Annotated in this window: 11 protein-coding genes; 4 read left to right on the plus strand and 7 right to left on the minus strand. The window is 55.0% G+C overall.

Annotated features, from left to right (window positions below):
• Nucleotides 1–75 precede the first annotated feature (75 nt).
• The 3 genes from ACH6EH_RS08690 to ACH6EH_RS08700 are packed head-to-tail and all read right to left on the minus strand — an operon-like array spanning nt 76 to nt 3,664.
• The gene (locus ACH6EH_RS08690; protein ID WP_397331995.1) at nt 76–1,197 is read right to left on the minus strand and encodes a Ger(x)C family spore germination protein; all 1,122 of its coding nucleotides are present in this window, start codon (nt 1,195–1,197) and stop codon (nt 76–78) included.
• Complete coding sequence (locus ACH6EH_RS08695; RefSeq protein WP_397331996.1) at nt 1,194–2,312, minus strand: GerAB/ArcD/ProY family transporter; 1,119 nt, start codon at nt 2,310–2,312, stop codon at nt 1,194–1,196. The genes ACH6EH_RS08690 and ACH6EH_RS08695 overlap by 4 nt, the downstream gene beginning before the upstream one ends.
• A complete protein-coding gene (locus ACH6EH_RS08700) occupies nt 2,312–3,664 on the minus strand; it encodes a spore germination protein (protein ID WP_397331997.1) in 1,353 nt (450 codons plus the stop codon). Before ACH6EH_RS08700 ends, ACH6EH_RS08695 begins: the two co-directional genes overlap by 1 nt.
• 161 nt (nt 3,665–3,825) lie before the next feature.
• On the opposite strand from ACH6EH_RS08700, the gene ACH6EH_RS08705 reads away from it, so the two are divergent.
• Nucleotides 3,826–5,412, plus strand: coding sequence for an FAD-dependent oxidoreductase (locus ACH6EH_RS08705; RefSeq protein WP_397331998.1), 1,587 nt, complete (start codon nt 3,826–3,828; stop codon nt 5,410–5,412).
• A gap of 115 nt (nt 5,413–5,527) precedes the next feature.
• Here the strand turns inward: ACH6EH_RS08705 and ACH6EH_RS08710 are convergent, their stop codons facing one another.
• From ACH6EH_RS08710 to ACH6EH_RS08720, 3 genes are all read right to left on the minus strand, one after another.
• Nucleotides 5,528–5,986 (minus strand): hypothetical protein, encoded by a 459-nt coding sequence (locus tag ACH6EH_RS08710; RefSeq protein WP_233281070.1) that lies wholly within the window; start codon nt 5,984–5,986, stop codon nt 5,528–5,530.
• Nucleotides 5,987–6,134: 148 nt separating this feature from the next.
• The gene (locus ACH6EH_RS08715) at nt 6,135–7,448 is read right to left on the minus strand and encodes an NCS2 family permease (RefSeq protein ID WP_397331999.1); all 1,314 of its coding nucleotides are present in this window, start codon (nt 7,446–7,448) and stop codon (nt 6,135–6,137) included.
• A gap of 135 nt (nt 7,449–7,583) precedes the next feature.
• Nucleotides 7,584–9,803, minus strand: coding sequence for an MMPL family transporter (locus tag ACH6EH_RS08720; RefSeq protein WP_397332000.1), 2,220 nt, complete (start codon nt 9,801–9,803; stop codon nt 7,584–7,586).
• Between the two features lie 235 nt (nt 9,804–10,038).
• On the opposite strand from ACH6EH_RS08720, the gene ACH6EH_RS08725 reads away from it, so the two are divergent.
• Nucleotides 10,039–10,641 carry a TetR/AcrR family transcriptional regulator gene (locus ACH6EH_RS08725; RefSeq protein ID WP_397332001.1) on the plus strand — a complete coding sequence of 201 codons (603 nt, stop codon included), beginning with the start codon at nt 10,039–10,041 and terminating at the stop codon, nt 10,639–10,641.
• A gap of 16 nt (nt 10,642–10,657) precedes the next feature.
• On the opposite strand, the gene ACH6EH_RS08730 is transcribed toward ACH6EH_RS08725, so the two are convergent.
• Nucleotides 10,658–11,542, minus strand: a complete 885-nt coding sequence (locus ACH6EH_RS08730; protein ID WP_397332002.1) for a diacylglycerol/lipid kinase family protein — start codon at nt 11,540–11,542, stop codon at nt 10,658–10,660.
• A gap of 215 nt (nt 11,543–11,757) precedes the next feature.
• Here ACH6EH_RS08730 and ACH6EH_RS08735 point away from each other — a divergent pair, with 215 nt between their 5' ends.
• On the plus strand, nt 11,758–12,594 hold the full coding sequence (locus ACH6EH_RS08735; protein WP_397332003.1) for a sensor histidine kinase: 837 nt from the start codon (nt 11,758–11,760) through the stop codon (nt 12,592–12,594).
• Nucleotides 12,594–13,232 (plus strand): response regulator, encoded by a 639-nt coding sequence (locus ACH6EH_RS08740; RefSeq protein WP_138227347.1) that lies wholly within the window; start codon nt 12,594–12,596, stop codon nt 13,230–13,232. The genes ACH6EH_RS08735 and ACH6EH_RS08740 overlap by 1 nt, the downstream gene beginning before the upstream one ends.
• Nucleotides 13,233–13,284: the final 52 nt, after the last annotated feature.

The following is a 13,284-nucleotide window of genomic DNA, read 5'->3' on the forward strand; positions in this document are numbered from 1 at the left end:
CGGACCTCTAAAAGCACGTCCTGGATGTCTGCTGCACCGTGCGCTTCCCGGTTCCCGGTGTGGAAATATCCCCCTTTAACGGCTATAGCCTGTTCCCTTAATCTGCGTATCCACCTCTACCTTGAACGTAATGTGCGGATACATGGCTTCCCACTGCTGCTTCTCGGTATTGTTATTCCAGTGCGTGGCAAAGTATCTCAGCCCGAAGCCTAACGGATCGGTGCCGGTTTCCCGAATCTTCTCCAGCAGCTTCGTGACCTCTTGCGACAGACTCTCATTAAATGCCTGCTCCAGCTCCCTCAACTCGCTGTGAGTCAGCTGATCGTAGTCTTCCTTCTCCTCCAGGTTGCCGCCAATCGTCAGCTTATATTGAATTTCTTCCTTGCCTGGCTCCGGAACTACAATCTTGAACCTGGCCCGGCTGCGGTCCACGTTCATTTCATAGCGGCTGCCGTTCATCGTCGTTCCGAGATCTGTCAGCAGGTTCCGGATCATCAGCACGTTCAACAGCTTGCTCTCCTCCGGCTCCAGCATCAGCTTCACCCGCTCCTTATCCATGAGAGCCGTCTTGTTAATGTTCAGCACGCCTTCTTCCTTGTTATCCACTGTAATGACCGGCATATAGGGATCAATTCCGCTTTCCCGCACGCGGCGGTCCACATCAAATAAATACGTCTTGGCAATGTATGGCGACTCAGTCCCTTCCTCACTGAGTGCCAGCGCCTTCGCGTTGCCGGCAATCCGCTCGGTAGCGGGGCTGATGTTCAGAATGGTCTTGGCATCCGGCACCGCTACCGCCGGATACATAATGAGCTGCGTATCCCGCCGGCGGATAATCCATTCCTCCACGTCCCGAATTCCTTTCCGGGCGTAGGCTTCGCCCAGCAGCAGGACGCGGCAGTGCGCGAAATCCAGCTCCTTGTCCACCTTGGATTTGATTTCTCTTACGGCTCTCGCTACAGAGGATGACTCCTGCTGAATAATAATAGACTTCAGCTCTCCGGACTTGGGGTCTCCTGTCGGCACGGCAATCTTGAACGTATAGCGCAGCATCTCGGGACGGTCCTCTACCACATCCACACCCATGGCCACAATGAACAGCCGCAGGTCAATGTCCCGGAACTCACAGCCGGATATCAGAAGCGAGCACAAGCAGAGCAGGATCAGGACCCTCTTCCGTAATGTTCTCAAGCTCACGCCGCCGACCTCCTTTTCAGCACACAATAGCCGAGCAGGAGGAGGAGCAGCATTTCGGCAAAGAACCGGGTATTCAGAAACCAGACCGCCATTGTATTGTTAGAGAATTGATCAACCAGATAAGCCGCTCCCAGCACGAGCGCGGAGAAGATACCCAGCACCCACCAGGCCAGTCGGCTCTGTGACTTCTCCTCCTTCGGACACCCGCCTTCGGACGATTTGTGCTGCCGGAACACCCCGAGCACGAGCTCCTTGGCAACATGCCAATGGATAATGGAGTTTACGAGGGAGAGTGAGAGGTAAACGACATAGAACACATAGGTCATCCGCTCAATAATGAAATACCGGATACGCAGAGAATCGACTGTGGAAAAGGAAGGATATACGTGGTAACCAGCCCCCTCCACGCCCAGTAATCCGATCGGTGCAAACATAGCCATGACGACGATCAAGGCACCGATTGCAGCAATGACCCAAAATTTACGGACCTGTACCTTTTCAAACACGCGGTTGAAGATGACCAGATTCGCATATCCGCTAAAGATATACGTAGCCCCCGCAATCGAGGTGAGCGTCGGTGCATGACCCATAAAGGTCATGGCCTGCCGAACCGCATCCCATTGAAAGTACGGGCTGCTCAGTCCGCGGTAGGTCATATAAATGATTAAGGGCACCATAATGAAAAGTACAATCTCCAGCGCGTACAGAAGTGACTCACTGCCTCTGCGCGCACTCAGGCTTACGAGGATCAGAAATCCGATCAGAATCGCGTACGGAGATACATCCGGGCTGATATATCGCCCGGTCACATCCACGAAGCCGACCAGCGTCACCGCACTGGCATAGAACCAGACAAACGCCAGCATGAATAGCAGCGGCTTGTAGATCCAGCGCGACATATATTTCGCGAAGATTTCCGGGACGCCCATGCCCGGAAATTTCTGAATCATACGGACAAACAGTGCGATTGTGACCAGCCCAATCGGGATCGCAACCATGACTCCCAGCACCGAGCCCCTGAACCGGTCATGAATTAAGATCCGCGGCACGAAATTAACCAGATTCATCAGCGCGTTGAGCAGAAACAGGTAGTAGAAATAGACATTCTTGACCATTATTTGCCCTCCCCTGTCAGCTTGCGGATGGCGAACATTTTCAGATATGGCTGACCAAAGCTGCGCAGACTCGTAAGGTAGACAATCAGGCCGATAATTCCCAGCACGATGCCTACAAGACCGAAGAAGGTGGCCAGTCCGATAAATATATATTTCGTCACACGGATGCCAAAGCTCATCATCGAGACCGGGATTACGAAGTTGGAAATCGCGACGGCCGCTACGATAATGATCATGATATTGCTTACAAGCCCCGCTTCCGTCGCAGCCGTTCCCAGAATCAAGCCGCCTACGGTCGTAGCCGTGGGTCCGATCGCCTTGGGAAGCCGCACACTGGCCTCAATCAGAAACTCCATGGCGAGCAGCATGAACAGCACCTCCATGAACGAGGGATAGGGCACCGTCGCCCGGCTGCCGGCGATCAGGAGCGCGATCTGCATTTTTAGAATCTCGGGATTATAGGAGGTAAATGCGATATAGAACGCGGGCAGCAGCAATGTCGCCAGCAAGCCAATGTAGCGGATTGTCTTCAGGAACCACCCTACCGGCGGCAGCTGGATCTGGTCATCCATGGCCGTGAAGAAATCATTGAAGATGGCTGGCAGCAGCACGGCGTAGCCGGTCGTATCCATCAGCACCACGATTTTACCCTGAGACAAATTCAGGACCGTCCGGTCGGGACGCTCACTGACCATCATCGTCGGGAACAGACGCCATCTCGGCTTCATCGAAAAACGCTCAATTTCCGATGCCGCTTGAATCACGTCAGCGTCAATATTGCCCAGCCTCTCCCTCAGCTCCTTTAGTACGGCATGATCTACCCGGGTTGTATCATAGACAATGGCAATCCGGGTCTGTGACACCTTGCCAATGCTCATATACTCTGATTTGAGATCCACACTTTGATAGCGGCGCCGGATCAAGTTCATATTGATGTCTATATCCTCTGTAAAAGAGTCGGTCGGGCCCTGGATCACATTCTCCGTGCTAGCCTCGGACACACTGGAGCCCTGCACCTTGAGTGCATTAAACAAATAGATGTGCTCCCTGATAAACAGCACCACCGAGCCCTTCAGCAGCGCCTCTATAGCTTCCTCTTTCGACTGAGGCTGCTGAATGGAGGGGAAGGAATCCATATACTGCTGATATTGCTCCAGGCTGTCCATCTCATAGAACCGGTTTACCAGCTGCTCTTGAATGAGCGAGGGATCGGTCATCGATTTCAAATACACCATGCTCAGCTGCTCTTCCCCGCTGGATAAGGTGCACACCTCTTTATCCCCCATCTCCTCCAGCTGCTGCTGCAGCCACTGCAGGGTGTCTTCGCTTTCTGTCGTTGTTCCGGATTTCATCCATCCTGTCTCCTTCCGGATTCCATCTTCCTTTGCTGATGACAGGTATTTTTTTCATTGAGCGGCTAAATTATGTATGAAGCTTGGCGAGAAGTCCTCGCTTTTTTCAAAAATGCTGGTCCAGGCAGTCGTTTCTTTTACCCTGTCGGTGGTAATAATGGATGACAAAGATACCGATCAATGGAGGCGATACGATGGACGGTCCAATGAAGGGACACAGCGAACTGCCGCAGCTGCCGGAATCTTTATGGAGGGCGACGACAGAGCTGCCGGCTTTTCCAAGGCTGGCGGAGGATATCGAGACCGAGGTTGCTATTGTCGGTGCCGGAATTACGGGCATTACAGCGGCTTATCTCCTGGCCAAGGAAGGAAAAAACGTCGTTCTGCTGGATGCGGGGCGAATTCTGGACGGGGCTACCGGCTTCACGACCGCCAAGGTTACGGCGCAGCATGGACTGATTTACAATGAGCTGATGCAGCATTTTGGCGAGGAGCAGGCCCGGCTGTATTATGAAGCCCAGACGGAAGCGATGGATTGGATGAAGGCGATGACGCGTGAGCTGAATGCGGAATGCGACTGGGTGGAAGAGGATGCATACATTTACACAACGGAAGAGGATAAGAAAAAATCCCAGCTGGAGGAGGAATACCAGGCGTATCAGAAGCTGGGCATTCCGGGGGAGTGGCTGGACCGGCTGCCGCTGCCGATGCAAATTACCGGCGCGATCAAAATGCCTGGGCAGTACCGCTTTCATCCGCTGGCTTATTTAAAGCGCTTGGTGGAGGAGTTCCTGAAGCTGGGCGGAAAAATTTATGAGAATACGACGATGGATGAGCAGGCCGAGACAGAGGGCCCTGTTAAGCTGTACACCGAGCGCGGACATCATCAGGTTACGTGTCAGCATGCCATTTCGGCCTCCCATTTTCCGTTCTATGACGGGAAGGGCATGTATTTTGCCCGGCTGCATGTGGAAAGGTCCTACGTCGTGGCCATCAAGCCGGAAACCGCTTATCCGGGCGGCATGTATTTGAGTGTGGATCAGCCTTCCCGATCTCTTCGATCGGTCAGCTATGCCGGAGAGGAGCTGGTTCTGGTCGGCGGGGAAGACCATGTCACCGGACGCAGTCCATGCACGCACGGACACTACGAGAAGCTGGAGGTATTCGGCGGCAACCTGCTGGGCGCCTCGGCTATTCCGTACCGCTGGTCCACCCAGGATCTGATTACCATCGACAACCTTCCGTACATTGGACCGCTCACCTCGAAGGAGGACCGCATCTTCGTCGCGACCGGCTACCGCAAGTGGGGCATGAGTAACGGAACAGCGGCAGCGCTTCTGCTGAGAGATCAGATTCTGGGAAGAGACAACCGCTTCAGCAGCTTGTTCTCACCGTCCCGGTTCAAGGCTGATCCATCGATCAAGAACCTCGTGACTCAGGGGGCAGGTGTGGCGAAGGAGCTTATCTCCGGCAAGCTGGATCTGAGCCATGCCAAGATCAGTGAGGTGAAGCCGGGTGAGGCCGCAGTCGTCCGCCATCACGGGCAGCGTGCGGGGGCTTACCGTGACGAGCAGGGTCAGCTGTTTCTGGTGGATACGACCTGTACTCATATGGGCTGCGAGACGGAGTGGAATGACGGCGAACGGTCATGGGACTGTCCGTGCCACGGCTCGCGGTTCGGATTTGACGGTAAAGTGCTGGAAGGGCCGGCGATCGAGCCGCTGCGCAAGCTGGACCACGAAGATTAAGTATATACAAAAAAAAGGCAGGAGCTCCCTTTCGCCGATACTGCTACAGGTTCATTCCTATAGCATCCGGCCAGGGTATCTCCTGCCTGTTTAACATGTCAGCACAATGTCCGCATTAAGCGGTCACCGGTGCCAGTTCTTCGTGATAGGCTGCAAGTGACTGTTCAATGATAACGCTGATGAAGGAGGGATCGACCTCGGTCAGCCATCCTCTGGCGTAGCTCCAGGCCTTCTCTTCGATCTGCAGCGCAATCTCGGTCCGGGCGCGCTCATCCTCGGCGGCATCCAGGCGTTCAATCATAACGGACAGCTCGTCATCCATCGCGTGTCCCAGCTCGTGGGCAAACACTACTGTAAAGTAATCGTAGACAGACTCCAGCGACCCAAACAACTGCAGGCACTGCTGCTGAATAACCTCGGTATACATCGTTACCGCGTGAGCGTCCATTCCGTATTTCCCGCCGATTAATCGGCCCCCCGGAAAACGGGACTCCAGCTTCACCGCAACTCCGCTTCCCGACCGGAGCAGCATGTCCGAAACCAATCGGTTCAATACGGATTTCTTCAAATTCATTCATGGCTCCCTTACCCAATACTCACATCATTATAAGAGACATGATACAGGATATGCAATGCTCTGAGACATATTCCCTGACCTCAATCCGGCCCCCTGCATCCCGCTTGCCTGCTGCAATCCCCGGTCCTATCACCCTTAAAGAGATTTAGTTATGGGCAAAGAAAATCAGCTGCACCAGAAAGAGTACGGCAAATACATAGACGAAGGGGTGCACATCCCTGAACTTGCGCTTCGCGATCTTCATGACCGGATAAGAAATGAAGCCGAGCGCAATCCCGTTCGCGATGCTTGACGTCAGCGGCATGCTGATGATGACCAGAAACGCCGGAAAGGCTTCCTCAAAATCATTCCACTCGATGTCAGACACACTGCGAATCATCATGCAGCCGACAATAATCAGGCTCGGTGCCGTAATAGCCGCTACCCCTGACAGAGACCCGATCAGCGGGCTGAAAAAAGCAGCGACCCCGAATAAGGCCGCCACCGTCAGTCCCGTAATGCCGGTCTTGCCTCCGGCTCCAACACCGGCCGCCGATTCTACCGTCGCCGCTGTCGGGCTTGTGCCCAGCATGGAGCCGACCATGGTGCCGACGGAATCGGCAGCAAACGCACTGCCCGCTTTCTCCAGCTTGCCGTCACGCAGCAGTCCTGCCTGCTTCAGAATGGCCAGCATCGCCCCTGTGGTATCAAACAGCATCACCAGCAGAAACGAGAATACGACACTGTATAAGCCGTATTCAATAACCTGCTGTACCGAAGCCACGGGATTAAAGACCAGAATTCCCTCTGGCAGCCTCGGCAACGATACCAGCCCCTGATTAAAGTGAAGCTGTCCTGTGAACCACGCAATGATACCGGTCAGGATCATCCCGACAAACAGAGCCCCCTGCACATTCAAAGCGAACAGCGCAATCGTGATCGCAATCCCGGTCAGCGTCAGCGCTACCCCCGGCTCGGTAAAGTCCCCTAGCGTCACGAGATTGGTCTCATGATCCGCAATGATGCCGGAGAGCCGCATGCCGATAAAGGCAATGAACAGCCCGATGCCTGCAGCGATCGCATGCTTCAGATTGTCGGGGATCGCATGGATCAGCCGTGTCCGCAGTGAAGTCATGGAGATCAGCAGAAATATAATTCCCGACACAAAAACGGCCGAGAAGCCGACCGTGTACGGGATATCATGACCGCCTACGACAGAGTACGTAAAATAAGCATTCAGTCCCATCGCCGGGGCGATGACGACTGGATAATTGGCGAACCAGGCCATAAACATCGTTCCGATTACTGCGGCAGCAATGGTGGCCGTAAAGCTCTGATCAAACGGCACACCCGCGTCCTTCAGAATCATCGGGTTGACAATGATAATATAAGCTACGGTGAGAAACACCGTCAGGCCCGCGACCATTTCGGTCTTGAGCGTTGTATCTCGTTCCTTCAGTCTGAACCTGTTGTTTAACATAGATGCATTCCTTCCGCCTGTGATTTCCTCATTGTAGAGCAATACACAGGAAAGTTACAACGCTGGGTGTAAAAAAAGCCGGAGCTCCCGATCAGGACGCTCCGGCTTATCCTCTCCAGCAAGGCCAAGATCTAATCAGGCCTGCTCCTTGACAGCGGCCCCTTCCTCATACGGAGCCTTGCCAGGCCAGAAGGCGCGGCGGCCCAGCAGGTTCGTAATTGCCGGTACGATGAAAGGACGAACGATAAAGGTGTCCAGCAGAACGCCGATCGCAGTAATAACACCAAACTGCACGAGCACCTGAATCGGCAGCGTAGCCAGTACGGCAAACGTTGCCGCAAGGATCAGGCCGGCAGAGGTGATGACCGAGCCGGTTTCATGCACACCCTCGCGGATAGCTTGCTTCAGCGGCATGTGCCGGCTTTTTTTCCAGATGCTAGAGATCATAAAGATGTTGTAGTCTTCGCCCAGTGCAACTAGGAATACGAAGGAATACAGCGGAATGGAGCCTTGAATGGCCTCCGCTCCCCAGCCGTAATGAAGCACGATCCAGCCCAGTCCCAGTGCCGAGAAATAGGACAGGATGACGGTCAGCACCAGATACACGGTAGCTACGACAGAGCGTAAATACAAGAGAAGCAGCAGTGTAATCATGCCGATGACGACCGGAATAATAATCCGGGTGTCGCGGTCACCGATCAGCTCGGTATCGTACTGCACTGCCGTTTGCCCGGACACCCATACCTTGGAGGCCGCGTCCTGGATGCCAGCCTCGGTCAGTGCACTCTCGGCGAGACTGCGAATGTCGGGAATCAGATGCATGGCCTCCAGATCATACGGATTCATGGCCAATTCCACATCGACTGCCTTAATATTCGGATTCTCCGCTCCTTCTGCCGGCTCTCCTGCCTGGCTGACGAAGGACTGGGATTCCAGGATGCCCTGAATATTGATTTCCTGGCCTTCTGTATCCAGCATCACTTTGACGGGAGCGAGTTCACCGGGTGTAAATTCTTCGGCAATAATGCTGAAGCCTTCCCGGGAAGGCATATCCTCCGGAAATGAGGATAGAATGTCATACGTAAATTTCAACTGCGGTGTAAAAGCGGCAAGACCGCCGAGCAGGACGACCCCGGTCAGGACAACCGTCCAGGGACGGGTAGTCACCAGGCGTCCGATCCAGTTGTCCGACTGGACCTTGCGGTGCTTGACCGGCTTGTTTCTGCGCTTGGCGCGCTCTTCTTCCATCGCCGGCGTCCGCGGGACGAACGGGAAGAATGAGGCGCGGCCCAGAATGGCCAGCAGCGCCGGCACGAGTGTCAGGCTGGCAATGAACATAATCAGAATTGCCAAGCTGAATGGAATGGCGAACCGGTAATAGGCGCCGTATTGGGCAAACAGCAGCGCCAGCATGGCAATGACGACTGTAATGCCGCTCATGGCAATGGCGCCGGAGGACTGAGTCATCGCCCGGAACAAGGCGCCGCTCTTGCTCTCCTCTTCCCGCAGATCCTGACGGAAACGGGAGATGAGGAACAGGCAGTAGTCTGTTCCTGCGCCGAACAGCAGGACCGTCATAATGGCAATGGCCTGGCTGTCAACCGTAATCCAGCCCTCGCCGGCCAGAAAGCCCAGCACGGGACTGATGACGCCATAAGCGAAGCCTACAGCCACGAGAGGAATAAGGGCCAGAATCGGTGAGCGGTAAATCAACAGCAGGATGACGAGCACGATGAGCACGGTCGCGATCAGCAGCGAGACATCCGCATCCTCGAACAAGCCGGTGGCATCCACCGAAATTCCGGCAGGGCCAGTTACCCGGGCGGTGAGCTCCTCTCCTCCAAGGCTCTCCTCGAACGGATTGGCTCCGGCGATGTCCTTCGTCAGCTCCTGGATTTGCTCCAGACCTTCTTCCGTCTCCTTCGCCCCTGCCGATTCTTCAAAAAATACAGGGGTCACAAGGCTGCTCCCGTTCTCCGACAGCTGCTGCTTCAATGCCGGCAGCGGCAGCTTGTCAAAGGGAATGACCTCCGGCAGCTGATAAGGCACCGGACTTGCCGACAGCTTCCCATACAGCTGCTGAATGACGCCGAGATCCTCATCCGTCAAGCCGCCGGTCCGCTGCCATACGAGCAGCGCCGGAACCCCTTCTCCGCTGGGGAACTCGCGCGCGGCAACCTGTTCTGCCTGCACGGACAGGCTGTCCTCCGGCAGATTTGGCGCATTGTTGATCTCCTTCTCGTTGACCATCGGCCAGGCCATGCTCAAAATAGCAACCAGTGCAATCCATACTAAGAGTGTAATCCATTTGGTCTTGGGACCAGCCACCCATCGGCCGAAGCCATGCTCTTTCATTTCCTTATTCTCCCTTCTTTCTGGCGCTTGTACGCGCATTTCAGCTTCGTGCACTTGAAAAAGGCACGCGGTTTTGTCAAAATCTTGTTTATAGCCGCCTGTTCGGGTTTCACCCGGGAATAACGAGTTTATTATCTCGCTAACAAGGCAGCTCTCGAAGCTGAAATTAATTATATATACCGGAAGGTTAATTATCAAATCCAATATTAGATTGCGAAGAAAGAAGGATCCAACTATGTCATCCAATCTCCGATCTCCCGGCAGACCCAAGCGGAAGGATCAGGAGCCGTCGGTGCAGGAAACCGTATTAATCAAAGCCTCTATGCTGTTTATGGAGCTTGGTTATGAAGCCGTGTCCTTGCAGCAGATTGCCAAGGCCTGCGGGATTACGAAGGCCTCTATATATTACTACTACAAGGGAAAGCCGGAGCTGTTTACTGCTGCACTGACAGCCGTCATGCACCGGGTCAGCCAGCGCACCGCGGCTCTTCTAGATCAAGAAATGTCTCTGCGGGAGCGGCTGATTCTGCTGGCCGAAACCAAGCTGAGCCGACATCATGCCGATTTCGAGACCATCATGAGAGAGGCTCGCTCTTCACTGTCCCCAGAGCAGCTGAACGAGATCCACCGCGCTGAAGACGACATTCACGATATTCTCGCCGAGCATCTTCGCCGGGGCATGGAGTCCAAGGAAATCCGCGATATGGACCCCCTTCTCGCGGCCCATGCGATCTCGTCCGTGCTGATGGTCGGCAACCGGGAGATCGCTAAGGGAACGCCGGCGTCCAAGCTAGCCCGGGACATAATTGATATGTTCTGGCTAGGACTGAAGCGATAAGAAGAGGTCAGCGCGCTTACCCGGTCAGAAACTGCAGCGCCTGTGACGATACCTGAAGCGTCGCGGGCGTATCCAGATACTTCTCTCCGTCCATGTCTGCCTTCATCGGATGAGCGGTGGACAGTTCTAGTGAGGAGGCCTGGAAGTAAGAGATGCTCTCGTCTCCAGGCTGCCAGTCCTCCTGATTCTTGCGGCTAAGCAGCTCTTTGAGCAGGGGCAGACCGGCTTCTCGGATCACCATGACGTCCAGCTTTCCATCTTCCAGAGCATTGTTCGGGAACGGTAAAGGCTGTGTGCCCAGAAAACGTCCGTTGGACACATAAATCATGACTGCTTCATCCTCCAGCGTACCGCCCTCCCATTCCAGCCTGTAGCGGAACGGCTCGGCAGAACGCACGGTCTGCAGGGTGCTGATGAAATAACTGATCTTACCCAGCGCCCCTTTCAGGCCGGAGGAGATGTTATCGGACGCTTCCGTAATGAGGCCAATGCCGTAAAAATTTGTAAACACCCGATCCCCCGCTACGCCCAGATCCACATAGCGGTGGCGGCCTTGAAGCAGCTGCTGAGCCGCCAGCAGCGGGTCCGGCGGCAGATTGAGCGACCTGGCGAAGTCGTTGCAGGTACCTGCCGGTATGATGCCGATCAGCGGCGGCGCCTGCAGACGCGCAAGGCCATTAATACACTCATGTACGGTGCCGTCACCGCCCATAATGAACACCAGATCAAACTCTTCCCCCCGCTCCCTGCATACCTGCTCCCCGTCACCGGGCTTCAAGGTCTGATAGAGGAGAAGCTCCCGGACGGCCGGAGCAATAATCGCACTCACGCTGCCCAGCAGCCCGGCCCAATCCTGCTGTCCCGCCTTTCCGTTATAAATCAGCATCGCCCGATTATACATGTGAAACACTCCTTTACCGATATGTACATTGTCACATGCAAGACATATTGCTATTCTTTACCCTTGAAGAGCCTTCTATTAATCAAGCATATCACGCACAGGGGGCAGACCTTTGCAGAAACTTGCGGCAAAGCGGGTTCATTTTGTTTTGGCCAAAATCTCTCTTGTCCTATGGTATGATGAGACCAGATTCTATCCTAAAAGGTGGCTTTGCCATGAACTATAAGCATATTAAAATTTTGATTCTGGTCATTCCCACGCTGACCATTGCGATCTGGGAGTTTGTGCGCCACGAATATCTGCTTCCCTATATTTCCATGGAGCTCGGGAACTGGCTGGCACCGCTGCTCGTCTTTCTCGTCAGCGTGACCCTGCTCCTGAAGCTGTTTCAGCGCATGGAGCAGCTGCAGGCACAGCTTCGTGAGGAGCAGTCGGCCAAAGCCGCGCTGCAGGAGCGCGAGGCCGTAGCGCGGGAGCTTCATGACGGCATGGCCCAGTCGCTCTTTCTGCTTGGCGTCAAGGTCGACAAGCTGAAAGCCGCCGAAACGGAGGCCGCCGCTGCAAGCTACCCCGGCCTCCACCAGGTCACTCAGGAGCTCAACGATTATGTCAGGCAGGCCATCAGCAGCCTGCGTAAGGAGCCGGAGCATGAAATGTCAAGCTGGCAGGACTCCCTTCAGCGGCTTATTGTCCAATTTGAGGAGGAGCATGGCATTCCGGTCATCATGGAATGGAGCATTCCAGAGGCTTCCTTGAGCGCCAAGGAGAAGGTGGAACTCTACTCCTCGGTGCGGGAAGGCCTGCAGAACATTCGGAAGCATGCCGAGGCGAGCGAGGTCTATGTGCAGGGCTTGTCCACACCGGACGGAGGCTGGCGCGTAGCGATCCAGGATAACGGACACGGCATGGATGCACAGCAGCTGGAGGACCCGCGTCGCTTCGGCCTGCGAATTGTCCGCGAGCGCGCCAGACAGCTGGGCTGGGGCATGAACCTCGCGCGGCGGGAAGGCCGGACGGTGCTGTCCATCACGAGCAGCAGGGAGGACCTCTGATGCAGCCGATACGAATTCTTATCGCAGACGATCACCGCCACGCGCGGGAGGGCATGCGCGAGCTGCTGGAGCCGGAGCCGTCATTCGAGGTCGTTGCCGAGGCACAAACCGGGCAGGAGGCCCTGGAGCATACCGCTGTCTACATGCCCGACGTCATTCTGATGGACATCAATATGCCAGGCATGTCGGGCCTGGAAGCCACCCGTCAGATCAAGAACAATTACCCCTACGTCAAGATCATTATGGTCACCGTTTCTGATGATATTACCGATCTGTTCGAGGCCATCAAGCAGGGCGCCCAGGGCTATCTGCTGAAGAACATTACGCCAGGAGCCTGGCTGGAATACGTCAGAGCCGTTGCGCTCGATGAGGCGCCGTTGACCCGTGAGCTGGCCGTACAGCTGCTGAAAGAATTCTCCACCCGGCCACCGGCCAGTGAGCGTTCTCCGCTGACCCCAAGGGAGCAGGAAATTCTGGAGCAGGTTGCCAAAGGAAAAAGCAATCGGGACATCTCTACGGAGCTGGTGATCTCCGAGCACACCGTCAAGAACCATCTCAAGAACATTATGCAGAAGCTCCATCTCGACAATCGGGTTCAGCTGACCCGCTATGCGTACGATCAGGGCTGGGTGAAATGACTCTTTCGAGCTATACCCACCAGTCCCCCTTTCCTCTAGGATGGATAAAAAA

Origin of the sequence: Paenibacillus sp. JSM ZJ436, from assembly GCF_044383795.1 — a bacterium.
Lineage (GTDB): Bacteria > Bacillota > Bacilli > Paenibacillales > Paenibacillaceae > Paenibacillus_AQ > Paenibacillus_AQ algicola.

Bases quoted from the DNA above. Each gene is read 5' to 3' on its own strand.
- ACH6EH_RS08695 (WP_397331996.1), bottom strand. From the start codon at position 2,312: ATGGTCAAGAATGTCTATTTCTACTACCTGTTTCTGCTCAACGCGCTG.
- ACH6EH_RS08700 (WP_397331997.1), bottom strand. From the start codon at position 3,664: ATGAAATCCGGAACAACGACAGAAAGCGAAGACACCCTGCAGTGGCTG.
- ACH6EH_RS08705 (WP_397331998.1), top strand. From the start codon at position 3,826: ATGACAAAGATACCGATCAATGGAGGCGATACGATGGACGGTCCAATG.
- ACH6EH_RS08710 (WP_233281070.1), bottom strand. From the start codon at position 5,986: ATGAATTTGAAGAAATCCGTATTGAACCGATTGGTTTCGGACATGCTG.
- ACH6EH_RS08715 (WP_397331999.1), bottom strand. From the start codon at position 7,448: ATGTTAAACAACAGGTTCAGACTGAAGGAACGAGATACAACGCTCAAG.
- ACH6EH_RS08720 (WP_397332000.1), bottom strand. From the start codon at position 9,803: ATGAAAGAGCATGGCTTCGGCCGATGGGTGGCTGGTCCCAAGACCAAA.
- ACH6EH_RS08725 (WP_397332001.1), top strand. From the start codon at position 10,039: ATGTCATCCAATCTCCGATCTCCCGGCAGACCCAAGCGGAAGGATCAG.
- ACH6EH_RS08730 (WP_397332002.1), bottom strand. From the start codon at position 11,542: ATGTATAATCGGGCGATGCTGATTTATAACGGAAAGGCGGGACAGCAG.
- ACH6EH_RS08735 (WP_397332003.1), top strand. From the start codon at position 11,758: ATGAACTATAAGCATATTAAAATTTTGATTCTGGTCATTCCCACGCTG.
- ACH6EH_RS08740 (WP_138227347.1), top strand. From the start codon at position 12,594: ATGCAGCCGATACGAATTCTTATCGCAGACGATCACCGCCACGCGCGG.